This window comes from Mesorhizobium wenxiniae, from assembly GCF_002284535.1.
GTDB lineage: Bacteria > Pseudomonadota > Alphaproteobacteria > Rhizobiales > Rhizobiaceae > Mesorhizobium > Mesorhizobium wenxiniae.
In genome coordinates this window covers 402,847-423,644 of sequence record NZ_NPKH01000039.1, presented here as the reverse complement: position 1 = coordinate 423,644, position 20,798 = coordinate 402,847, and the positions used below count along the sequence as shown (strand labels likewise).

Below are 20,798 nucleotides of genomic sequence, written 5' to 3'. Positions count from 1 at the left end.
CCGACGAAAGGGATGTCTTGAATTTGCCCCGGCGGCGCTAATTTAGAGGGGAGAGTGGCGCCAGCCACTCGAATGGGTGGAGGCAGAGTTGGCGCTCGAAGATGTCGCGCGTGCGAGCGCTGGCGCTCGCGCCATGGTCCTGACCGTCGCAGCGGTGCCGTTGCTGTTCGTGATCAGCGGACTGGCTATTCGCTATGCAGCATTTGCTTCTGTGTCGGAGGAAACAGGTTTCGAGGCTTATGCCCGTGCGCTCTGCCGCTGGGATTGCGCCTGGTATATCGGCATCAGCGAACAAGGTTACGAGCGCTTTCCCATTCCAGACCACAGCAATGTCGGTCGCTGGGGCTTCTTCCCGCTCTACCCGATGCTGGTGGCGGCAATCCGGTCTGTTTTCCCTTTCCCTACGATACTGATCGCGACGATCACATCGATTGCGTGCAGCTACGCCGCCTGTCTGGTGGCATGGCCGCTGCTGGACAAGAACATGCGCGCTTATGTGCTGTATTGCGCTTTTCTGCTGAGCGGCCCGTTCTCCTTTCACTTCACGACCTTCCTGAGCGAACCTCTTTTCGTGCCCCTGACCTCGTGCGTTTTTCTGGCGCTCAAGCGCTCCAGCTATCTCGCCGCGGGTGTTTCATCCGCGCTGCTGTCGGCGACCAGGCTCGTCGGGGTCTTCGTCGTATTTGCGACCGTGATTCAAATATTTAGGGAGCACCGCGAGCAGGGCGGGTCGACGCTGTCTTTCCCGCGCTGGGTGCTTGGCCGGCCGGATCTGCTGGTCGCTGTCCTCATCTCGCCTGCCGGTTTGTTTGCTTACATCCTGTTTCTTTACCTTACGGTCGGGGACGGCTTTGCGTTCTTGCACATCCAGCGCGCCTTCGGACGAGTGGCCGGCAATCCGCTGGTCTTTCTATGGGACGGGCTCTCAGCTGTTCCGACCACCGGATGGCTGCCCACGGCGCCGCAATGGAGCGCGCTGGCCGCGATCACCGGATTGGCGCTGTCGGCCGTTCTGGCGGCTCGCAGGCAATATGGCGCGGCACTCTTCTGCGCGCTCTGCATCATCCTGCCGCTGATCACCAATCTGGCCTCGATGGTCAGATACGTCATTGGGCTAGCGCCTCTGACAATGATGCTCGTCGTCCTGTTGTCGGCGTCGAGGCTCATTTGGCTCGCAGCTTTGGTTCTCTTCCTCGGCGCCTGTTATTTCACGACGGTGGCGTGGATCGGAGGCTACCTTGCCTTGGTCTGACACTCTGGGGCCTTACAGACGCGCCGCCTCGCTCGGCGGCTACGCGCTCGCGGCGGTTCTGGCCGGGTCCGAGATCGTCATCCTTGCGCTTGCTCTCAATCCGAACGTCAATGCCGATTATCGCGCCTATTACATCGATCGGACGACGACCTGCCTCAATCGCGATGCCGTCGGCAGCTACACACTTGGTCAGACGGTATCGTTCCGGAACGACGGCGCCAAGCAGGCAGCCGGCATAAAGGTCTGCGGCTGGTCGGGACCCGTCGCCGACGGCACCCATTCCCTGGGCGAGACCTCGCGGCTCCGCGTGAAGATACCGCCGCTGCGCAACGGGCTGACAGCCACGCTGCAGATGGCCGCCGTCATTCGTCCTCCACAGATCACGCAGAGGGTTGTGATCTCGGTGAACGGTGTTCGGGCGCATGCGGTGACGCTGTCTGGCAAAGAACCCCGAACGGTCTCGTTCGTCATTCCATCGGCGGCGCTCTGCAAGGCCGATACACTCGAAATTGCCTTCGATTATCTCGACGGCATTCCGCCAACTCCGGCCGCCAGCAACATCTATAAGCGCTCCATCAAACTGGCATCGTTCCGGCTGGATGCCATTGAGGTGGATTAGGTAGAGCGGTCGCCTTGCTGGCCGGGTCTACGCTGCGCAAAAACCCATCGGTCCAGCATGAGCAGATTGCCCGCTGGAATAAGCAGGCATGTAACCAGAATGGCAATGATGGGCGGCAGGCCGAGTTTCGCGGTCAAAAGCGCCGGCGCAGCGTAAGCCACGGCGAAGCCTATCGCCGTCAGCAGGAGAAAACGCGCAGCTTCCGATCGGTGCGATCCGCTCGACATGAACGTTACTGACTTATGGGCGAGATACGAGAACACGGCAGCCGCGGCGTAAGCTGCAAGCGATGCTTGGACGGGCGAGAAGCCGATCCATTCCGATTTGACCAAACCGATAGCCAAGGCAGCATACAGGATTGTCGCGGCGATGCCGACCAACCCGAAGCGCGCCAGCAGCTTCAGCCCGATGCGGGCGGTCGAACGGCCCTCAGACATACGCACTGCACGCGTACTGGGCTCCAAGCGGCATGGGCGCGAGCACGCGTTCGAGTCTTCGGGCGAAGGGCCTGGCCGAGGGCAGCAGCAGGAAATGCTCGGATCGGATATCGCTGAAGCCCGTCTCCTGAAAGAGGGACCTTGCTTTGGCCGCGTTGAGCAGGACCGCGTCCTGGTCGAATGGACACCGCGACACCGCAAGACGCGTCAGCAGGTTATAGGGATTGTGTTCGATGATGCAGGCGACGCCGCCCGGCCGCACCACGCGCCGCATCTCCCGGAAGAAATCGAGCCAGGAGACGGGCGGAACATGATGGACGACGCAACTGGCGAAAGCCAGATCGAACGCGCCGTCCTCGTAAGGCAGGCTCGGCGTGGTACAGGCGCGGTAGGTCACACCTGGATTGACCTGGCCGGCTCGCAGGATCGATTCCTCCGAGACGTCGCAGCCATCCAGGCGCTCGAAGGCGCCTTCGAGATAAGGGTGGAGCGACCCGACGCCGCAGCCGACATCCAGCGCCCGCACACCGGCACCACCCTGCCGAAGCCTTCGCTCGACCACGAGACGCCGCAGCAGGTCGGCCTTGGCGATCAGAAAGAAGTCGTGCTTGAGGCCGGAAAACCGGATGGATCCTGCGACCGCCTCGCCATAATTTGATTTATAGCTGTCGAAGAGTTCGGCCATCGGCCGAGGCTCCGTTTCTGGGTTTCCGAAACGATCGACGGCTATCACCCGGGGTGGCAGCACGCACTACCGTGTTGAAGCCGGCGACCCGATCGACCACGTAAAGCGGACGGCGTTTGACCTCGGCGTGGATACCGCCGACATAGAGCCCGACCACGCCGGTCATGAAAAGATTGATGCCGCAAAGGAGCGACACGATCACCACAGTGGATGTCCAGCCGGCAATGATGCCGGTTTCAAAAATCCAGGCGAAGATGGCGAAGATACCGAACACCATCGCAAGCGCGGAGATGGCCAATCCGCCCCACAGCGCCATGCGCAGTGGCTTCTCGGAGAAGCTGACGATGCCGTGAACGGCAAGGTGCATCATCTTCCAGAATGGGTATTTGGTCTGGCCAAGGGTCCGCGCGGGGCGTTCGAAAGGCACCGCCGTCTGCTTGAAACCCATCCAGGCGAACATGCCCCTGACGAAACGATCATGTTCGGGCATTTGCTTGAAGGTTTCCAGAGCCTTGCGCCCGACCAGGCGAAAATCGCCGACGTCGCGCGGGATGTCGACCGACGTCATCTTCTCCAGCAGGCGGTAGAAGAGACTCGCCGTCAAGCGCTTGAACCAGGATTCGCCCTCACGCTTGACACGGCGGGCATAGACGATCTCGAAGCCTTCCTTCCACTTCGCCACCAGATCGAGAACCACCTCCGGCGGGTCTTGCAGGTCGGCATCCATGACGATGACGGCATCACCCGCAGCCACGTCCATGCCTGCCGTGATCGCGACCTGGTGGCCGAAATTGCGGGAAAGCTCGATCAACCGGAAGCGCGGCTCGACGGCGACGACGTTCCGAAGGTATTCGACGCTCCCATCGAGGCTTCCGTCATCGACGAAGATCGCCTCAGCCTCGCCGTCCAACCGGCAGATCAGCGAACTGATCCGCTCGATCAGTCGAGGCAGCACCTGTTCTTCATTGTATATGGGGAGGACCAGCGAGTACCGCGGCGGCGACACGTTCACCGCAGTCCTGATGCTTTGGATCACAGAGTCTCGCATGCGATTGAAAATGGAACGCAAGCTACAAAGTTCCAAGGACACACAAGAAATCGCTAAATTTAGCGGTTTCGGGCAGGTGCCGATCATGAGTGGAAAGGACAACGGCGTTACCGCAATCGCACGTCCGCATGTGGTCGGAGCACGGCGTCAAAGGGCCATCGGCCAGTCCGAAATCGATGCGAAGCAGCCTTTGAGGACCCGCTCCGATCATGCCGCTTAAAGCCGAGTGTCTGCTGGCCGATCTATCCTGCTTGCCACTTCTGCCATTGCACAAGCCACAACGGAACAATAGATGGTGCGGAGCGGCCGCCCGGCGGGAAAACAGGACTATGCACATGACCGATACGCTGGACTCAGCGAAATTGACCGACCGCGTCGCGGCCCTGGTCGAGGCTGCCAAACGGGCCGGCGCCGACACCGCCGACGCGGTTGCGGTGCGCGGCCGTTCGACCGGCGTGTCGGTGCGGCTTGGCAAGGTCGAGGGCACCGAGGCGTCCGAGAGCGAGGATGTTTCGCTACGCGTCTTCGTCGGCAAGCGCGTGGCGAGCGTCTCGGCAACCGCTGCCTCCGACCCGAAAGCGCTAGCCGAGCGCGCCGTGGCGATGGCGAAAGTCTCGCCGGAAGATCCCTATCAGGGCCTCGCCGATCCGGCCTTGCTGGTCAGGAAGCCGCGCGACCTCGATCTGTTCGATCCGACGGAAGTCTCGGCCGACCAGTTGAAGGAAGCGGCGCTGGCCGCGGAAGCGGCGGCCCTTGCCGTCAAGGGCGTTACCAATTCGGCCGGCAGCGGCGCCAGCGCCGGGCTTGGCGGGCTGGTGCTCGCCACCTCGCACGGCTTTGTCGGCCACTACCTCGCGTCGCGCTTTTCGCGCTCGACCAGCGTGATCGCCGGCGAGGGCACCGGCATGGAACGCGACTATGAATTCTCCTCGCGCCAGCATTTCTCCGACCTGGACGCGCCCGAGGACATCGGCCGTAAGGCCGGCGAACGCGCCGCGCGGCGCATCGGCGCGCGCAAGGCGGCGACCGGGCCGGTCGATGTGGTGTTCGACCCGCGCGTCGCCCGCGGCATTGCCGGTCATCTCGCCGGCGCCATCAACGGCGCGTCCGTCGCGCGCAAGACCAGCTTTCTGCGCGCCATGATGGGCAAGCAGGTGGCGGCGGCCGCGATCACCGTCACCGACGAGCCGCTCCGGCTCCGCGGCCAGGCGTCGCGTCCGTTCGACGGTGAAGGCATCGAAGGCGAAAAGCTGCTCATGGTTGAGAAGGGCGTTTTGAACCACTGGTTCCTCTCAACCTCGGCCGCGCGGGAATTGGGGCTGACGACCAACGGGCGCGGTTCGCGCAACGGCTCCTCCGTCTCGCCGTCATCAACCAACCTCGCTATCGAGCCGGGCGAGCGGACGCCCGAAGACCTCATCAAGTCGCTCAAATCAGGCTTTTACGTCACCGAAGTGTTCGGCCAGGGCGTCGACATGGTGACTGGCGAGTACAGTCGCGGCGCTTCCGGCTTCTGGATCGAGAATGGCGAGCTCGCCTATCCGGTTGCGGAAGTGACCATCGCCTCGAACCTGAAGTCCATGTTCCTCAACATGGTTCCGGCGAGCGATCTCGATCGCAATTTCGGCACCGCCGCACCAACGCTTCTGATCGAAGGCATGACCCTTGCCGGAGCTTGACCAGGTCACCTCCGCCGGGGCTCGCGAGGATCTGCCACTGCTGCGCGACGCCGCCCGCGAGGCGGGCGCCATCGCCATGCGCTATTTCGGCAACAATCCGCAGGTGTGGATGAAGGGCGGCACCTCGCCGGTGAGCGAGGCCGATCACGCCGCCGACGCCTATCTTCGCGAAACCTTGCTTGCAGCGCGGCCGGACTATGGCTGGCTGTCGGAGGAGACGGCCGACGATCCGGCAAGGCTTGCCGCCCGCCGCACCTTCGTCGTCGATCCGATCGATGGCACGCGCGGCTTCCTCGAAGGCCTTCGCTCCTGGTGCGTCAGCGTCGCGGTGGTCGAGGACGGCCGCACCCTTGCCGGCGTTCTCGAATGTCCCGCCACCGAGGAGACCTATTGGGCGCTGCCCGGTGAGGGGGCGTTCCTGAATGGCCGTCGCATTGCCGTGCGCCGCCCAGCAGCAATGGTCGAAATCGGCGGGCCGAAGCCATTGATAGGGCTGATGCCGGCGGAATGGCAGGGCCGGCTGAGCCGCGTGCCCTATATTCCCTCGCTCGCATACCGGCTGGCGATGGTCGCCAATGGCAGGCTCGACGCGACCTTCGTCAAACCCAACGCCCATGACTGGGACATCGCCGCGGCGGATCTCATCCTGCGCGAGGCCGGCGGCGCATTGCTCGACCAGAATGGCCGTGCACCGCGCTACGCCGGCGAAGTGATCCACCACGGCGCGCTGGTTGCCGGCAGCGGCGAACTGCTCGCCGTGCTCTCCGGCATCATCGCAGGACTGGACGGTTGAACATATCATCAATGGTTCCAAAGTCGGCGGCTTTGGTCTAGACCTGTCACAAACTCACGATATGTGAAGGACCGACATGACCGCGGAAGACGGAAAGAAGCAGCTTTTGCACCTGGTGTTCGGCGGCGAACTGAAGACGCTGGGCGGGACAGAATTCCGTGATCTCGACGCGCTCGACATCGTCGGCATCTATCCGGATTATCAGTCCGCGCAAACGGCGTGGAAAGCCAAGGCCCAAGCCAGCGTGGACAACGCCCACATGCGTTATTTCGTCGTTCACCTGCACCGGTTGCTCGACCCCGACAACAAGGCCGCCGGTTGACATTGATGGATCATGAAGCCGTGAAAGGGCCGCCCACGAGGTCCGGGGTAAGGGGGCGCCGCGGTGGCACCTCGAAGACATTCTGGCGCAAAATACGCGAACCGCTGGCGCAATCGCGATTCGTCAAGAACGCCATCGCCAGCCTGTTTGCGCAGTTCGTTCGCATCATCCGCCTGACCAACCGTGTCGTCGACGGGTCGGCGCAGATGTCGGGCGGCGCCTACTCGCAGTTCGAACCCATCATCATCGCGCTATGGCACGGCCAGCATCTTCTGACTCCGGCCTACTATCCCAAAGGACGGCCGCTGGTCGCCATGGTGTCGCGTAGTGCCGATGCCGAGCTCAACGCACTGATGATCGAGAAATTCGGCATCGAGGCGGTGCGCGGCTCGGGCGGACGCGAAAGCTCGAAGCGTCGCGACAAGGGCGGCGCCACAGCGCTGATCGCCCTGAAAAAGTCACTCGCCACCGGCAAGAACGTCGCCATGATCGCTGATATTCCGCATGGCACGCCGCGCGATGCGGGGCTTGGCATCGTTCTCCTGGCGCGGCTTTCGGGCCGACCGATCCTGCCCGCCGCCATCGCCACCAGCCGCCGCAAGGTGCTGGAGCGCAGCTGGGACAAGACCACGATCAACCTGCCGTTCGGCCGCTCCTCGATTGTCGTCGGAGCGCCGGTTTTCGTTCCGGCCAATGCGGATGAGGCCGAAATGGAACGCAAGCGCCAGGAGGTCACGGCCGCGCTCAACGCCGCGACCGCCGAGGCCTATCGCCTCGTGGATGGCTCAAAATGAGCGAGCGCTGGGCGCGCACCTTCCTGACGGCGTATCGTTTCGCAGGCGCAGTCGCTTACCCGCTGATCGGACCCTATGTCGCCTGGCGCACCTCCAGGGGCAAGGAGGACCGAATTCGCCGGCGCGAACGCTATGGCATCGCCGGGCGCGAGCGCCCCGAGGGACCGGTGATCTGGATCCACGCGGCGAGCGTCGGCGAGACAATCGCCGTCGTGCCGCTGGTCGAGAGCATCCTCGACTACGGCGTCAACATCGTGCTGACGACGGGGACTGTCACCTCCGCTCAGGTTGCCGACGAACGGCTCGGCGATCGCATCATCCACCAATATGTGCCGCTCGACCTCAAGCCGGCGGTCAGCCGCTTCCTCGACCATTGGCGGCCGGATCTGGCGATCATCGCCGAATCGGAGATCTGGCCGATGACCATCCTGGAGCTCGGCGCGCGCCGTGTGCCGCAGGTGCTGGTCAATGGCAGGCTGTCGGACCGTTCGTTCATATCCTGGAAGAAACGCGCCAACATCGCCGAGGCGCTGTTCGAGAATCTCGCCCATGTTGTTGCCCAGTCGGATGTCGACGGCGAGCGCTTCCTCTCGCTCGGCGCCCGGCCGGTCACCGTATCCGGCAATCTCAAGGTCGACACCACGCCGCCGCCGGCCGATGAAAGGGCGCTGTACACACTGAAGCGCCAGATCGGCGCCCGACCGACCTGGGCGGCGATCTCGACCCATGACGGCGAGGAGGTGGTCGCTGCCGAGGTTCACGCGATGCTGCACAAGCGTCACCACGGTCTTTTGACGATCGTCGTGCCGCGCCATCCCGATCGCGCCGAATCGCTTGCCACGCAGATTTCCGGCATGGGCCTGAAAGTCGCTCGGCGCAGCAAGGGCGACCGGATCATCGCCGATACGGACATTCTGCTCGGCGACACGATGGGCGAGATGGGGCTTTATCTCCGGCTGACAGAGATCGCCTTCGTTGGTCGTTCGCTCACCTCGGAGGGCGGCCAGAACCCGCTGGAGCCGGCCATGCTCGACACGGCGGTGCTGGCCGGCCGCAATGTCCAGAATTTTCGCGAAACTTATCAGCGCCTGCTCGACAGCGGCGGCGCCAAGCTGGTGCGCGACCGCGACATGCTGGCCGGCGCCGTCAATTTCCTGTTGAGCAACGAGGTGGCTCGCCATGAAATGATGGCGGCCGGCGCGGCGACCGTCGACGAGATGCGCGGCGCGCTGGCGCTCACGTTGAAGTCGCTCGAACCCTACATTCAGCCGTTGGTCGTCAAGTCGCGCCTCAAGGGCGCCAACGGCCGCTAAAATGGCCAGCGAAGCGCCCCCCTTCTGGTGGGAAGAACCGGACTGGCGGGCGCTGGCGCTGGCGCCGCTGTCCGCGATCTATGCGCTCATTGCCGGCCGCCGCATGCGCTCAGCAGCGCGCGAAAAGGTCGAGGCGCCGGTGCTGTGCGTCGGCAACTTCACCGTCGGCGGCACCGGCAAGACGCCGGTGGCGATCGCCCTGGCCCGGCAGGCCAGGCGCATGCAGCTCAATCCCGGTTTCCTGTCGCGCGGCCATGGCGGCTCCTTCGCGCAGCCGCATGTCGTCGATCCGCATCATGACGCCGCCAAGCATGTCGGCGACGAGCCGCTGCTTTTGGCCGAGCACGCGCCGGTCGCAGTGACGCCGAACCGTGCCGCCGGCGCGCGCCTTCTGCTGGAAAAGCATGGCTGCGATTTCCTGATCATGGATGACGGTTTCCAGAGCGCGCGCATCCATATCGACTATGCGCTGGTCGTCGTCGATGCACGCTACGGCGTCGGCAACGGCCACGTCATTCCTGGCGGTCCGCTCAGGGCTGATATCGTCGACCAACTGGTTTTCACCAGCGGGCTGCTGAAGATGGGCGAGGGCCTTGCTGCCGATGCGGTCGTCCGCCAGGCGGCGCGTGCCGGCCGGCCGATCTTCGAGGCGCGTACACGGCCAAGCAGCAAGGCGGGGTTGGCCGGCAAGCGATTTCTCGCCTTTGCCGGCATCGGCCATCCCGACAAATTCTTCGACACGGTCCGTGAGGCCGGCGGCGAGATTGCGCTGACCCGGTCGTTTCCGGACCATCATTTCTATGGCGAGGACGAGCTTGCCGAACTGGCAACGACAGCGCGAGGTGCCGGACTTGGCCTCATCACCACCGCCAAGGACGCCGCCCGGCTGCGCCATGATGCCGCGTCCGCCGATTTCCTCGGACAGCTCGATGTGCTGGAGATCGACACCGTGTTCGATCCCGACCACGTGCCTGAACGCATCATCGACGAGACGCTGGATGCCTGGCGGCAGCGAAAGCTTCAGGGCTGACTTGCAGCCGATCCGGAAGCTGGTTTAGCGCCGGCTGCGCATTTCGGGATTTGCCTCGATCTCGCGGCGCAGCGAGGCCGCGGCACTCGCATAGGGCTCCTGCCTGGCGACGCTCCAATATTTGAGCTCATCGAGCGGGATGCTTTCGCCGGTGACCGCGCAGCGCACGAAGGCGCCGGGGCTGGTCACCTGGAAGTCGCCGTCTAGGTAGCGGATACGGGCTTCCTTGCCGCCGGGGCCTTCGAAGCGGTTCATCATGACAGGGAGCCAAGGTTCATGAGGATGTCATCGCCACAAAATGCCGGCAAGGTCAAGCTTGGAGCGAGACAAGATTGGGTTTGGTCGGCTCTGTTTCAGACGACAACCAGCCGAGCAAGCCGGCTAAGTGGATGTCCGGCATCCTACTGCTCGGCTACAATGAAATCCTCGATCTTTTCCGGCGCCAGCCCGGCCTGGGCCGCAATGCGCCGGGCAAGCTCGGCGGCGGCGGCGCGCGGTCGCCCTATAGGCCGGTCTAGCCAGTAGGATATCGGGCTGAGAACGATGCGGTCGTCCACAGCGACGATGCGGCCTGACTTCAGTTGATGCTCGATCATTGGCGGCCGCGCCAGCGCAATACCGAGGCCGTGGGCGGCAGCATCGAGCACCAGATTGTAGTCCTCGAAGCGGCGGTCCTGTGGACGCGGGCGATAGTCCATGTCCTGGGCGGCAAACCAGGCGCGCCAGGCCGAAGCGTCCGAATCATTGATCAACGGAAATTTGAGCAGCCGGGCTGGGTCGCCACGGCCGATCTCCCTAGCGAGGTCCGGCGAGGCGACCGGAAACACATGTTCCTCGAACAGCTGTACCGAGACGCGGCTGGGAATGCGGCCGCGGCCGCAGCGGATCGACAGATCGATGCCCTCGTCGGCAAGATCCGCCTGACGGATATCGACGTCGAGCACGATGCGCAGCTTGGATGGATTGTTTTCCAGCGCCGCCATGCGCGGCATCAGCCACAACCCGCTGACCGAGGGGATAGAGGTCAGCCGCACCACGGCGGTGCCGCGCGGCTCGATCCAACGGTCCGAATTGCTGGATATCAGCGCAAAGGCCTCAGTGGTGCGCAGATGCAGCCGGTTGCCTTCGATCGTGAGCGAAACGCCGCGCGCGCCGCGATCGAACACTTTCAGCCCGAGCCAGTCCTCGAGCTTGGCGATCTGCCGGCTGACGGCGCCGTGAGTGAGATTGAGTTTTTCGGCAGCGGCCGAAAAGCTGCCCGTCCGCGCCGCGGCGTCGAAGGCGCGCAGGGTTTCAAGCGGCAACATCGCATCCGAGCTGTGATCCATAGTCACAGGTGATCCTCGATTTGGTCGTTTGTCAACCGGTCAGGAAAGGCGTTTTGTGTCCTCAGGACAATAAAGGCCCGAGGATACGAGATGAACGCCTGTACCGGCACGTTGAATTCGACACAGCGGGTGGACACCACAGCAGTTATTGCTGTGGCACTGACAGTGGTCGGCTGGGCCTCAGCCTTTCCGGCGATCCGCGCCGGCCTCGTGGCTTTCGGGCCGCTGGAACTTGGCGCGCTGCGCTTCGCCATCGCGGCGGTGCCGGCGGCGATCTTCCTCGCCGTCAAACAGCCGGCGCTGCCCCGGCTCGATGAATTGTGGCGCTTTGCCTTCGGCGGCGCCGTCTTCGTTGCGTTGTACACGGCAATGCTCAATTTCGGCGAGCTGACCGTCTCGGCCGGTGCTGCCGGCTTCATCATCAATGTCAGCCCGATCTTTACCGCGATCATGGCGATGGTGCTGCTCGGCGAACGCTTCTCAGGCCTGGCCTGGGCCGGCACCACGATTTCGTTCGCAGGCATCGGCATCATCGCCATGGGCGAGGGGCAAGGCTTGCATTTCAACACTGGCGCGCTGCTCATCCTCGGCTCGGCGCTGTGCTCGGCCGTCAACACCATCGTGCAAAAGCCGCTATTTGCCCGTCATCATCCACTGACCATTTCGGCCTCGAACATGGTGCTCGGCGCGCTCTGCCTGCTGCCTTTCCTGCCGAGCAGCCTGAAGCAGGCGGCGGTTGCCGATAGCGCCGGCCTCGGCGCCGTGATCTTTCTCGGCATCGTGCCCAGCCTCATCGCCTACGCCGCCTGGGCAACAGCACTTTCCCGTCTGCCTGCAGCCCGTGCCTCGAACTTCCTCTATCTGGTTTCGCCGGTAGCGACGCTGATCGGCTTCTTCTGGCTGGGCGAGGTACCGACGCTGCTCGGTATTCTCGGTGGTGCACTGGCGCTGGGAGGCGTGATCGTGGTGAATTTGAAGAGGTGAATCTGATGGTTGGGGCTGTCTCTTGACTCGAAAAGAGCCGCTGTACAGCGGCTCTTTTCGGACCCACCCCGCTGCTTCGCAGCGACCCTCCCCACAAGGGGAGAGTAAGCTCTTCGCGAAGCGTCCACGGCTAAGCTCCCTACCTCCCCTTGTGGGGAGGTAGGACCGAAGGTCCGGGCGGGGGTCTGCGCCCTGCGAGTTCCCTACCGCCTTCCAAAAAGTCTCTCAATGTCGGCAAGCTTCAGCTCGATGTAGGTCGGCCGTCCATGGTTGCAGGTGCCGGACCCCGGCGTCGCCTCCATCTGGCGCAGCAGCGCGTTCATCTCCTCGGCCTTGAGCAGGCGGCCGGACCTTACCGAGCCGTGGCAGGCCATGGTCGCGGCTATTTTGTCCAGCCGCTCCTTCAGCGTGTCGACCGTGTCGTTGTCGGCGATCTCGTCGGCAAGGTCGCGCACCAGCTGCTGGACATTGGTTTCGCCGAGCATCGACGGCGTCTCGCGTACCGCGACCGCACCCGGGCCGAAGCGCTCGACGGCGAGGCCAAAGCGGGCCAGCGTTTTGGAATGCATGGCAAGCCGCTCGGCATCCTCTTCCGGCAGGTCGACGACCTCGGGCAAAAGCAGCATCTGCGACGGCACGGCGCGCGCATGCAGCGCGTTCTTCAGCGCCTCGTAGACCAGCCGCTCATGCGCTGCATGCTGGTCGACGATGACAAGCGAATCCTTGGTCTGCGCGACGATGTAGTTCTCGTGCACCTGCGCGCGTGCGGCGCCCAGCGCCATGCCAAGCAGCGTCTCCGCCGCTTCGGCTTGCCCGGCACGCGCGTCGGCGCTGTGAAGCGGTCCGGCGTCGAACGCCGCCTGATCGTTTTCGCCGAAGCCACCATTTCTGAATTCCGTGTCTTCAAGCCCCATGTCCAGCGGTCGTTGCGGCGAGCGGGAGGCGTCGAAACCGGCGAAGCGGGAGGCCCGGTAGGCCGCTTCGTAGCTGCGATGGCCGTTTGCCGGACCGGCATGGGCATAGGACGCCGCGCCCGGCCGGAACGCCGCCATCATGCCGGCCGCCCCGGTGGTGGCGGCACGGATGCCGGCATTGGCCAGCGCCTCGCGGATGGCGCCGACGATCAGCCCGCGCACCAGCCCCGGATCGCGGAAGCGGACATCGGCCTTGGCCGGATGGACATTGACGTCGACGATGGCCGGATCGAGCGTCAGGAACAGCACCGTCACTGCATGGCGGTCGCGCGGCAGCACGTCGGCGAAGGCGCCGCGAATAGCGCCGGCGATCAGCTTGTCGCGGACCGGCCGGCCATTGACATAGGCGTACTGCTGCAGCGCATTGGCGCGGCTGAACGACGGGATCGAGACGTGACCGGCGAGATGCACGCCGTCCCGCACGGCGTCGATGGCAATGGCATTCTCCGGAAAGTCGGCGCCCATCACTTGCGTGACGCGGCGCAGCCGGCCTTCCGGGCTGTCGTCGGTCGCCGGCAGTTCCAGCGTCGAGCGGTCGGAACCGGTCAGCGTGAAGCGCACGGCGGGGAAAGCGATGGCGATGCGCTTGATCACATCGCTGGTCGCCGAGCTTTCGGCGCGCTCGCCCTTCATGAATTTGAGCCGCGCCGGCGTGGCGAAGAACAGGTCGCGCACCTCGATCGTGGTGCCGCGATTGGCGGCCGCCGGCCTGACGGCGGACACGCGCCCGCCCTCGATGCCGATCTCGGCGGCGCTGTCGCCGTTGGCCGTGCGCGAGCGGATCGACAGCCGCGCCACCGAGCCGATCGACGGCAGCGCTTCGCCGCGAAAGCCGAGCGAGCGGATGTCGTGAATGTTGTCGGCGAGCTTCGAGGTGCAATGGCGTGCGATCGCCAGCGCCAGTTCATTCTCCGGGATGCCGCAGCCGTCGTCGGTGACGCGGATCAGGTTGAGCCCGCCTCCGGCGGTGACGATCTCGACCCGGGCAGCGCCGGCATCGAGTGCGTTCTCGACCAGTTCCTTGACCACGCTTGCCGGACGCTCGATGACTTCGCCGGCGGCGATCTGGTTGATCATCGTTTCGGAAAGCTGGCGGATGGGCATGAAGGCACTATACGCGGATTCGCCGCCCATGCGGGAGAGGCAGAATAGAGGTATCCGCGCCGCCCACCGCACTCCTGCATTTCACGTCATCACCCTGGGCAGTGCTGCCGCCAGCGCATCGACGGCCAGACGAACCTTCAGCGGCAAGTGAGGCGTCTGCAGCCATAGCGCATAGGCGTCGTAAAGAAATCCCGGCTGTTTCGGCAGCAGCACGAGAAGTGCGCCGGTCTGAATGTGTTCACGGACCAGCCAGTATGGCAGCCAGGCAAGCCCCATGCCCTCGGCCGCGGCATCGGCGATCGCAGCGAGGTCGTCGAGCCGCAAGCGGCTGACCGGCATGACCTCCACCGCGGCCTGATCATCGCGCGGAAACAGCCAAGGTTGAACGACACGGCCCGAACGGCGGTAGATGATGGCCTGGTGGCTGCCGAGATCCTCTAGCTGCCGTGGCCACCCGTGCATCTCGAGATAGAATGGCGACGCGCAGACGACCATGCGCTGGCGCGCGATGCGCCGCGCGATCACGCCGGCCTGGTCCTCCAGAATGCCGGTCCGGATGGCAAGATCGCAGCCATCCTCTGCAAGATCGGCGATGGGATCGCTGAACGACAGGTCGAGTTCCAGAGCAGGATATCGCTGCGCAAGCTCCAGCAGGATTGGGGCTACGCAGCGCCGGCCGAAATGCACAGGCATGATGACGCGCAGCTTTCCGCGTGGTTCGGAAAGTTGATCGGCCGCGAGTGCATCTGCAGCCTCGGCTTCAGCGAGCACCAGCCGGCAGCGCTCATAATAAGCCCGCCCGAAGTCTGTCAGGCTCTGGCGGCGAGTGGTCCGGTTGATGAGGCGCACACCCAGACGCTCTTCAAGCAACCGGACATGCTTGCCGATCATCGGTCCGGACAGATCGAGAGCGGCAGCAGCCGCCGCGAACGAGCCCAGATCAACGGCTTTGACGAACACGGCCATGCTGGTAAGGCGATCCATATTCAAAACTCTCAGTTTCTACTGTCTTGCCCAAGCAGCTATTTATCTGCCAGGCGGCTGTTGGCATAGCGTATTCGGTTCAAATATTTTGGAGTTATGGCCGGATGGCACGCGTTGTTCGTTTTCATCAGCATGGTGGTCCCGAGGTTCTGCGCATCGAGAATGTCGATATTCCCAAGCCTAGTCGGGGCGAGATTCAGATCCGGGTCAAGGCGTTGGGGCTCAACCGGGCCGAGGCGCTGATGCGGTGGGGCACCTATATCCAGACGCCGCCATTGCCTTCCGGTCTTGGCCTTGAGGCAGCCGGTGTCGTCGAAGCGGTCGGCGAAGGCGTGGGCGGTTTTGCGCCAGGTGAGGCCGTCAGTGTCGTGCCGCCACTATCCATGGCCCGCTGGCCCGCCTATGGTGAGATTGCCACATATCCCGCCAATCTCGTGGTCAAGCACCCGCCATCGCTCAGCTGGGAAGAGGCGGCAGCCGTCTGGACGCAGTATCTCACCGCCTATGGCGCACTGATCGACATTGCCAAACTCAGCAGGGACGATTTTGTCGTCATTACCGCGGCATCAAGCAGTGTCGGACTCGCCGCGATCCAGATTGCCAACATGGTTGGCGCGACCCCGATCGCGGCTACGCGGACATCTGCCAAGAGAGAGGCCTTGCTCGAGTTCGGCGCCGCCCATGTTATTTCTTTAGCGGACGAAGATCTGGAAGCCCGGCTGAAGGACATCGCCGGCGCGGAGGACATCCGAGTGGTGTTCGACGCAGTCGGCGGCCCGATATTAGCGCCTCTGACGGGGGCGATGGCACGGGGTGGCATTCTCATCGAATATGGCGGCTTGAGCCCCGAGCCAACGCCGTTCCCGCTATTCGCCGTGCTGGCCAAGACGCTGACGCTGCGCGGCTATCTCGTCCACGAAATCACTGGCGATCCGGCGCGGTTGGAGGCCGCCAAGACGTTCATCCTTGACGGGTTGATGTCGGGGTCGCTTCGGCCGGTGATCGCCAAAACCTTTCCATTCGAGCAGATCGTCGAGGCGCATCGCTTTCTCGAGTCGAACGAGCAATTCGGCACGATCGTCGTGACGATCTGACGAGCATTAATGGGAGCCTCGCGCTTGCGCGGCCAGCCAGTCCCGAACCTTGCGGGCGTTGTCGCTGAGCTCGCGGTTTCTCGACCAGATGATATGAAATCCCTTGCCGGTCGTCATCGTGTGGCCGGTCGCACGCACCAGCAGTCCCGACGCCAGCAGCCGCTCGGCGAGGTGACCCCAGCCGAGCGCAATGCCTTGGCCTTCCATAACCGCCTGGATCACCAGCGCATAATCGTTGATGCGCAAGCCGCGCCCGGCATCGGTGATGTTGACCCCGGCCGACTGGAACCACTCGTCCCAGCTCGCGGCATCGCGAAACGGCTCTTCGAGATGGATCAGCCGGTGTGAAGGGAGATCCTCGACCGTTTCCGGCAGCCCGAATCGCGCCACATAGCTCGCGCCCGCAACTGGGAATATTTCCTCATCGGCCAACGGCAGCGAATGATAGTCCGGCCATTCCCTCGGTTCGCCGCCGCGAACGCCGAGCGGGATGTCTTCGGCGATGATGTCGAGATCACGGTCGGCGGTCTGGATGCGCAGGTCGATGCCCGGCAGTTCGTCGCGAAACTGCTGCAGGCGCGGCATCATCCAGAACGAGGCGAAGGCCGTCGACGCGGCGAGCGTCACATGGCCGCCGGTCGCCTGCTGGCGCAGGTCCTCCGCTGACCTGCGGATGTGCGACAGGCCGAGCGAGACGTCGGCGTGGAAGTGGTCGCCGGCTTCGGTAAGGCTGACCTGCCGATGGCGGCGCTGGAACAGTTTCGCGCCCAGCTGCTCTTCGAGGCCGCGGATCGCATAGGACACGGCAGCCTGCGTCATGCCGAGCTCTCGCCCGGCGGCGGTAAAGCTCGACAACCGCCCGGCGGCCTCGAAAACAATCAGGCTGCCGGCCGACGGCAGCAGATGGCGCAAGCTTCGCATAAGCTGAGCTTATACAAGAGATCAGGATTTTCCAGCGTCACAGCCATATTTTCTCTCGCTACGCTGGTCATCATTGGGAGGATAGAGTTGCCATGAACGCACCGGCCGCCGAAGTCACCGAACACGCCAGCCGCCGAGGTGGCGGCCGCCTAGGCCGCAAGGCGCTGCGGGGAACTCCCATGGCGTCGTTTCCGACGCTCGTTCGCAACATACCCGCATACCAAATGGTCCCGAACGAGGCTGTCGAGCTTATCCACCAGGAGTCGCTCGCCATCCTCGAAGAGGTTGGCTGCGAGTTCCGTGACGACGAGGCCATAGCACTGTGGATGGCCGCCGGAGCCGATGTCTCTGAGACGCGCGTCCGCATTGACCGCGCGCTCTTGATGGAACTCGTCTCGAAAGTCCCGCCGGAGTTCACGCTCAATGCGCGCAACCCTGAGCGCTCGGTCCGCGTCGGCGGTAAGAATTCCATCTTCGTGCCGATGTATGGCGCGCCTTACGTGCGCGACCTCGACAACAACAGGCGCTATGGCACGCTCGCCGACCTTCAGAATTTTCATAAGCTCGCTTACATGGCGCCAGCGCTGCACTCGTCGAGCTCGATCATCTGCGAGCCGATGGAAATTGCGGTGCCGAAGCGTCACCTCCACATCATTCATTCGGCGCTGAAGCATTCCGACAAGCCGTTCATGGGCATCGTGACGTCCAGGGATCGAGCCGAAGACACGATGGCGATGGCAGGCATCGTTTTCGGCGAGGACTACGTCCGTGACAACCCTGTGTTGGTGGCGATCACCAATTGCAACTCGCCACTGGTATGGGACGCCACCATGCTGGACGCGATGAAGGTCTATGCGCGTCACAACCAGCCGCTGATCCTGGCGCCGTTCGCCCTCTGCGGCGCCTCGACTTCGGCCTCTGCCGTAGGTGCGGTCGCGCAGGTCAATGCGGAAGCGCTGGCTGGCGTCGCGTTCACACAGCTCCTCCGTCCAGGTTCGCCGCAGATCTACGGGCAGTTCATGGTTACGGTGGACATGAAGACCGGCGCTCCCATGGGCGGCACGCCTGAGGCGGCCCAAATGATGTATCTGATGGGGGCGCTGGCGCGGAAATACCGGCTGCCCTGGCGCACGTCGGGCTTCCATGTCGGATCGAAGCTGAATGACGCCCAGGCGGGCTACGAGGCGAACATGCTGATGCATGCCGCCATCCTTGCCGGCGCCAACTACATCTGGCACTCCGCCGGATGGCTCGAGGCCGGCCTGACCTGCGGCTATTCAAAGTTTGCGACGGACTGCGAACAGCTTGTTGGCTGGTACAAATATGCTGGCGGCCTTCCGTTCGACGATTTCAAGGAAGCGATGGCGGCGATCCGCGAGGTGGGGCCGCAGGGCCACTTCCTCGGCACCCAGCACACGCTTGAACATTTCGAGTCCGCCTTCTTCATGCCCAGCATCATGGACTTCAATTCCTACGAACAGTGGAAGGCTGAAGGGGCAAAGGACCACGACACGCGCGGCCGCGACAAAGCGCGCAACATGCTCGCGGATTATGAGGAGCCGAAGCTCGATGAGGGCATTGCCGATGGTCTCGAAGATTTGATTGCGCTGCGTGAGGAGAAGCTGCCGGACAGCGTTAGTTAATAGGACAGGCGAAGACCTGACGGGAATCAGACGGGAGGAAAAAATGACAATCTTCAGAAGCAACGGCGATCGCGTGCCGAATGCGATCGAGGCAATGGCGGCAGAGACGCGTGCAGGCCGGATGGACCGGCGCGAGTTTCTGGCGCTGGCAAGCGCCTTTGGGGCATCGACGGCCCTTGCCTACGGCATGATCGGTCTGGCCGTGCCGGAGCAGGCTTTGGCCGAAGAACCGAAGAAGGGCGGAACGCTGCACGTTTCGATGTCGGTGAAGGCGCAGAAGGATCCCCGCACTTATGACTGGGTGGAGATGGCAAACGTCACCCGCACCTGGCTGGAGCCGCTGGTGCGCTACACCAAACAGTTCACCTTCGAACCGGTTCTGCTCGAAAGCTGGGACGTCAATGACGACGCCACCGAATATACGCTGCACCTGCGCAAGGGCGTGACCTGGAACAATGGCGATGCCTTCAACGCCGATGACGTTGTCTTCAATCTGACGCGCTGGTGCGAGAAAGGCGCCTCGGGCAATTCGATGGCCGCGCGCGTCGGCGCGCTGATCGACGCAAAGACCGGCAAGGCAAGGGATGGCGCCATAACCAAGGTCGACGACAACACCGTCAAGCTGAAGCTGAACGAGCCTGATATCTCGCTGATCCCGAACTTCACCGACTATCCGGCGCTCGTCGTCCACCGCAACTTTGACGCCGACGGCGCCGACCCGATCAAGAAGCCGATCGGTACTGGACCTTTCGAGCTTGTCTCTTATGATGTCGGCCAGAAAGCGGTCGTCAAGCGTCGTGAGAACGGCAAGTGGTGGGGCGGCGAGGCGCCTCTCGACAGTGTCGAATTCATCGACTACGGCACCGACTTCAACGCCACCGTGAACGCGTTCGAGTCCGGTGAGATCGACATCAACTTCGAGACGCCCGCAGACTTCATCGACATCCTCGACAAGATGGATTTGGTGAAATCGGAGGTCGCGACAGCGACCACACTGGTTGCCCGCACCAACATCACCCACAAGCCCTATGACAACCAAAAGGTGCGCAACGCGCTGCAGATGGCGGTCGACAACGGCGCCGTGCTGCAACTTGGCTATGCCGGGCGAGGGACCGTCGGCGAGAACCACCATGTCAGCCCGATCCATCCGGAATATTATCCGCTGCCCAAGAAGACGCGGGACGCGGCCGGCGCCAAGAAGCTGATGGCCGACGCGGGGCAGGCGGACTTCGAGCATGAGCTGATCACCGTCGAGGACGAGTGGCAGAAGAACACCGGCGATGCGATCGCCGGCCAGTTGCGCGATGCCGGCATCAAGGTGAAGCGAACGGTGCTGCCGGGCTCGACCTTCTGGAACGACTGGACGAAATATCCTTATTCCATGACGATCTGGTACATGCGCCCGCTCGGGGTTCAGGTGTTGGCGCTCGGCTATCGCACCGGCGAGGCCTGGAATGAGACGGCGTATTCGAATCCCGATTTCGACGCCAAGCTCAAGCAGGCCCTGTCGCTCGTCGACGTGGAGAAGCGGCGCGAGGTGATGAAGGACATCGAGCAGATCCTGCAGGATTCGGGCGTCATCATTCAGCCGTTCTGGCAGAAGCTGTACAGCCACATGGACAAGAAGGTGAAGAATTACGCTGTCCACCAGACTTTCGAGATGGATCTCCAGAACGTCTGGTTGGACGCCTGAGTTAACGCCCAAGGGCGCCTGAGTTAACGCCCAAGGGCGCCTGAGTTAACGCCCAAGGGCGCCTGAGTTAACGCCCAAGGGCGCCTGAGTTAACGCCCAAG

At 63.5% G+C, this 20,798-nt stretch carries 21 protein-coding genes; 13 read left to right on the top strand and 8 right to left on the bottom strand.

All coding sequences use genetic code 11. From position 1 onward, the window contains the following. Positions 1 to 88: 88 nt before the first annotated feature. On the top strand, positions 89 to 1,252 hold the full coding sequence (locus tag CIT31_RS32265; RefSeq protein WP_095521900.1) for a hypothetical protein: 1,164 nt from the start codon (positions 89 to 91) through the stop codon (positions 1,250 to 1,252). Next, the gene (locus CIT31_RS32260) at positions 1,239 to 1,871 is read left to right on the top strand and encodes a hypothetical protein (protein ID WP_095521827.1); all 633 of its coding nucleotides are present in this window, start codon (positions 1,239 to 1,241) and stop codon (positions 1,869 to 1,871) included. Before CIT31_RS32265 ends, CIT31_RS32260 begins: the two co-directional genes overlap by 14 nt. Here the strand turns inward: CIT31_RS32260 and CIT31_RS32255 are convergent. From CIT31_RS32255 to CIT31_RS32245, 3 genes are read right to left on the bottom strand one after another with little or no spacing between them, the layout of a single operon-like run. Next, positions 1,868 to 2,251, bottom strand: a complete 384-nt coding sequence (locus CIT31_RS32255) for a GtrA family protein (RefSeq protein ID WP_245316540.1) — start codon at positions 2,249 to 2,251, stop codon at positions 1,868 to 1,870. The genes CIT31_RS32260 and CIT31_RS32255 overlap by 4 nt on opposite strands. 49 nt (positions 2,252 to 2,300) lie before the next feature. Then, positions 2,301 to 2,993, bottom strand: a complete 693-nt coding sequence (locus tag CIT31_RS32250) for a class I SAM-dependent methyltransferase (protein WP_095521825.1) — start codon at positions 2,991 to 2,993, stop codon at positions 2,301 to 2,303. Beyond that, the gene (locus CIT31_RS32245) at positions 2,968 to 4,041 is read right to left on the bottom strand and encodes a glycosyltransferase family 2 protein (protein WP_095521899.1); all 1,074 of its coding nucleotides are present in this window, start codon (positions 4,039 to 4,041) and stop codon (positions 2,968 to 2,970) included. The genes CIT31_RS32250 and CIT31_RS32245 overlap by 26 nt, the downstream gene beginning before the upstream one ends. A gap of 10 nt (positions 4,042 to 4,051) precedes the next feature. On the opposite strand from CIT31_RS32245, the gene CIT31_RS34545 reads away from it, so the two are divergent. The 7 genes from CIT31_RS34545 (at position 4,052) to lpxK (ending at position 9,972) form a co-directional block, all read left to right on the top strand. Continuing rightward, a complete protein-coding gene (locus CIT31_RS34545) occupies positions 4,052 to 4,261 on the top strand; it encodes a hypothetical protein (RefSeq protein WP_095521824.1) in 210 nt (69 codons plus the stop codon). A gap of 115 nt (positions 4,262 to 4,376) precedes the next feature. Next, the gene (locus tag CIT31_RS32235) at positions 4,377 to 5,720 is read left to right on the top strand and encodes a TldD/PmbA family protein (protein WP_095521898.1); all 1,344 of its coding nucleotides are present in this window, start codon (positions 4,377 to 4,379) and stop codon (positions 5,718 to 5,720) included. Beyond that, positions 5,707 to 6,513: a 3'(2'),5'-bisphosphate nucleotidase CysQ gene (locus CIT31_RS32230; protein ID WP_095521823.1), complete on the top strand. Its 807-nt coding sequence runs from the start codon at positions 5,707 to 5,709 to the stop codon at positions 6,511 to 6,513. Before CIT31_RS32235 ends, CIT31_RS32230 begins: the two co-directional genes overlap by 14 nt. A gap of 76 nt (positions 6,514 to 6,589) precedes the next feature. Beyond that, a complete protein-coding gene (locus tag CIT31_RS32225; RefSeq protein ID WP_029354097.1) occupies positions 6,590 to 6,835 on the top strand; it encodes a DUF4170 domain-containing protein in 246 nt (81 codons plus the stop codon). A 5-nt stretch (positions 6,836 to 6,840) separates the two neighbouring features. After that, positions 6,841 to 7,629: a lysophospholipid acyltransferase family protein gene (locus CIT31_RS32220; RefSeq protein WP_095521822.1), complete on the top strand. Its 789-nt coding sequence runs from the start codon at positions 6,841 to 6,843 to the stop codon at positions 7,627 to 7,629. Beyond that, the gene (gene waaA, locus CIT31_RS32215; protein ID WP_095521821.1) at positions 7,626 to 8,942 is read left to right on the top strand and encodes a lipid IV(A) 3-deoxy-D-manno-octulosonic acid transferase; all 1,317 of its coding nucleotides are present in this window, start codon (positions 7,626 to 7,628) and stop codon (positions 8,940 to 8,942) included. The genes CIT31_RS32220 and waaA overlap by 4 nt, the downstream gene beginning before the upstream one ends. Position 8,943: 1 nt before the next feature. After that, positions 8,944 to 9,972, top strand: coding sequence for a tetraacyldisaccharide 4'-kinase (gene lpxK / locus CIT31_RS32210; protein ID WP_095521820.1), 1,029 nt, complete (start codon positions 8,944 to 8,946; stop codon positions 9,970 to 9,972). 24 nt (positions 9,973 to 9,996) lie between these two features. Here lpxK and CIT31_RS32205 read toward each other — a convergent pair whose 3' ends face one another. Next, positions 9,997 to 10,230, bottom strand: a complete 234-nt coding sequence (locus tag CIT31_RS32205) for a DUF2093 domain-containing protein (RefSeq protein WP_029354089.1) — start codon at positions 10,228 to 10,230, stop codon at positions 9,997 to 9,999. 143 nt (positions 10,231 to 10,373) lie between these two features. Further along, complete coding sequence (locus CIT31_RS32200) at positions 10,374 to 11,300, bottom strand: LysR substrate-binding domain-containing protein (RefSeq protein WP_082982519.1); 927 nt, start codon at positions 11,298 to 11,300, stop codon at positions 10,374 to 10,376. A 90-nt stretch (positions 11,301 to 11,390) separates the two neighbouring features. Between CIT31_RS32200 and CIT31_RS32195 the strand changes: the two genes are divergently transcribed. Next, the gene (locus CIT31_RS32195) at positions 11,391 to 12,284 is read left to right on the top strand and encodes a DMT family transporter (protein WP_095521819.1); all 894 of its coding nucleotides are present in this window, start codon (positions 11,391 to 11,393) and stop codon (positions 12,282 to 12,284) included. A gap of 203 nt (positions 12,285 to 12,487) precedes the next feature. Here the strand turns inward: CIT31_RS32195 and mutL are convergent, their stop codons facing one another. Next, complete coding sequence (gene mutL / locus CIT31_RS32190) at positions 12,488 to 14,362, bottom strand: DNA mismatch repair endonuclease MutL (protein ID WP_095521897.1); 1,875 nt, start codon at positions 14,360 to 14,362, stop codon at positions 12,488 to 12,490. Positions 14,363 to 14,443: 81 nt separating this feature from the next. Continuing rightward, entirely contained in the window at positions 14,444 to 15,346 is a 903-nt protein-coding gene (locus CIT31_RS32185) for a LysR family transcriptional regulator (protein ID WP_095521818.1), read from the bottom strand. Between the two features lie 104 nt (positions 15,347 to 15,450). Between CIT31_RS32185 and CIT31_RS32180 the strand changes: the two genes are divergently transcribed. Continuing rightward, positions 15,451 to 16,440 (top strand): zinc-dependent alcohol dehydrogenase family protein, encoded by a 990-nt coding sequence (locus CIT31_RS32180; RefSeq protein ID WP_095521817.1) that lies wholly within the window; start codon positions 15,451 to 15,453, stop codon positions 16,438 to 16,440. Between the two features lie 6 nt (positions 16,441 to 16,446). On the opposite strand, the gene CIT31_RS32175 is transcribed toward CIT31_RS32180, so the two are convergent. Beyond that, positions 16,447 to 17,361, bottom strand: coding sequence for a LysR substrate-binding domain-containing protein (locus tag CIT31_RS32175; RefSeq protein ID WP_095521816.1), 915 nt, complete (start codon positions 17,359 to 17,361; stop codon positions 16,447 to 16,449). 92 nt (positions 17,362 to 17,453) lie between these two features. Here CIT31_RS32175 and CIT31_RS32170 point away from each other — a divergent pair, with 92 nt between their 5' ends. Both CIT31_RS32170 and CIT31_RS32165 read left to right on the top strand, forming a co-directional pair. Next, the gene (locus tag CIT31_RS32170) at positions 17,454 to 19,004 is read left to right on the top strand and encodes a trimethylamine methyltransferase family protein (protein ID WP_095521815.1); all 1,551 of its coding nucleotides are present in this window, start codon (positions 17,454 to 17,456) and stop codon (positions 19,002 to 19,004) included. A gap of 43 nt (positions 19,005 to 19,047) precedes the next feature. Beyond that, positions 19,048 to 20,697 (top strand): ABC transporter substrate-binding protein, encoded by a 1,650-nt coding sequence (locus CIT31_RS32165; protein ID WP_095521814.1) that lies wholly within the window; start codon positions 19,048 to 19,050, stop codon positions 20,695 to 20,697. The last annotated feature ends 101 nt before the right edge of the window (positions 20,698 to 20,798 follow it).

Excerpts from the sequence above, each read along its gene's own strand:
- CIT31_RS32170 (WP_095521815.1), top strand. The coding sequence starts at position 17,454 with ATGAACGCACCGGCCGCCGAAGTCACCGAACACGCCAGCCGCCGAGGT.
- CIT31_RS32200 (WP_082982519.1), bottom strand. The coding sequence starts at position 11,300 with ATGGATCACAGCTCGGATGCGATGTTGCCGCTTGAAACCCTGCGCGCC.
- CIT31_RS32180 (WP_095521817.1), top strand. The coding sequence starts at position 15,451 with ATGGCACGCGTTGTTCGTTTTCATCAGCATGGTGGTCCCGAGGTTCTG.
- mutL (WP_095521897.1), bottom strand. The coding sequence starts at position 14,362 with ATGCCCATCCGCCAGCTTTCCGAAACGATGATCAACCAGATCGCCGCC.
- CIT31_RS32225 (WP_029354097.1), top strand. The coding sequence starts at position 6,590 with ATGACCGCGGAAGACGGAAAGAAGCAGCTTTTGCACCTGGTGTTCGGC.
- CIT31_RS32235 (WP_095521898.1), top strand. The coding sequence starts at position 4,377 with ATGACCGATACGCTGGACTCAGCGAAATTGACCGACCGCGTCGCGGCC.
- waaA (WP_095521821.1), top strand. The coding sequence starts at position 7,626 with ATGAGCGAGCGCTGGGCGCGCACCTTCCTGACGGCGTATCGTTTCGCA.
- CIT31_RS34545 (WP_095521824.1), top strand. The coding sequence starts at position 4,052 with ATGGAACGCAAGCTACAAAGTTCCAAGGACACACAAGAAATCGCTAAA.
- CIT31_RS32195 (WP_095521819.1), top strand. The coding sequence starts at position 11,391 with ATGAACGCCTGTACCGGCACGTTGAATTCGACACAGCGGGTGGACACC.
- CIT31_RS32185 (WP_095521818.1), bottom strand. The coding sequence starts at position 15,346 with ATGGATCGCCTTACCAGCATGGCCGTGTTCGTCAAAGCCGTTGATCTG.
- CIT31_RS32220 (WP_095521822.1), top strand. The coding sequence starts at position 6,841 with ATGGATCATGAAGCCGTGAAAGGGCCGCCCACGAGGTCCGGGGTAAGG.
- CIT31_RS32175 (WP_095521816.1), bottom strand. The coding sequence starts at position 17,361 with ATGCGAAGCTTGCGCCATCTGCTGCCGTCGGCCGGCAGCCTGATTGTT.
- lpxK (WP_095521820.1), top strand. The coding sequence starts at position 8,944 with ATGGCCAGCGAAGCGCCCCCCTTCTGGTGGGAAGAACCGGACTGGCGG.
- CIT31_RS32165 (WP_095521814.1), top strand. The coding sequence starts at position 19,048 with ATGACAATCTTCAGAAGCAACGGCGATCGCGTGCCGAATGCGATCGAG.
- CIT31_RS32250 (WP_095521825.1), bottom strand. The coding sequence starts at position 2,993 with ATGGCCGAACTCTTCGACAGCTATAAATCAAATTATGGCGAGGCGGTC.
- CIT31_RS32245 (WP_095521899.1), bottom strand. The coding sequence starts at position 4,041 with ATGCGAGACTCTGTGATCCAAAGCATCAGGACTGCGGTGAACGTGTCG.
- CIT31_RS32205 (WP_029354089.1), bottom strand. The coding sequence starts at position 10,230 with ATGATGAACCGCTTCGAAGGCCCCGGCGGCAAGGAAGCCCGTATCCGC.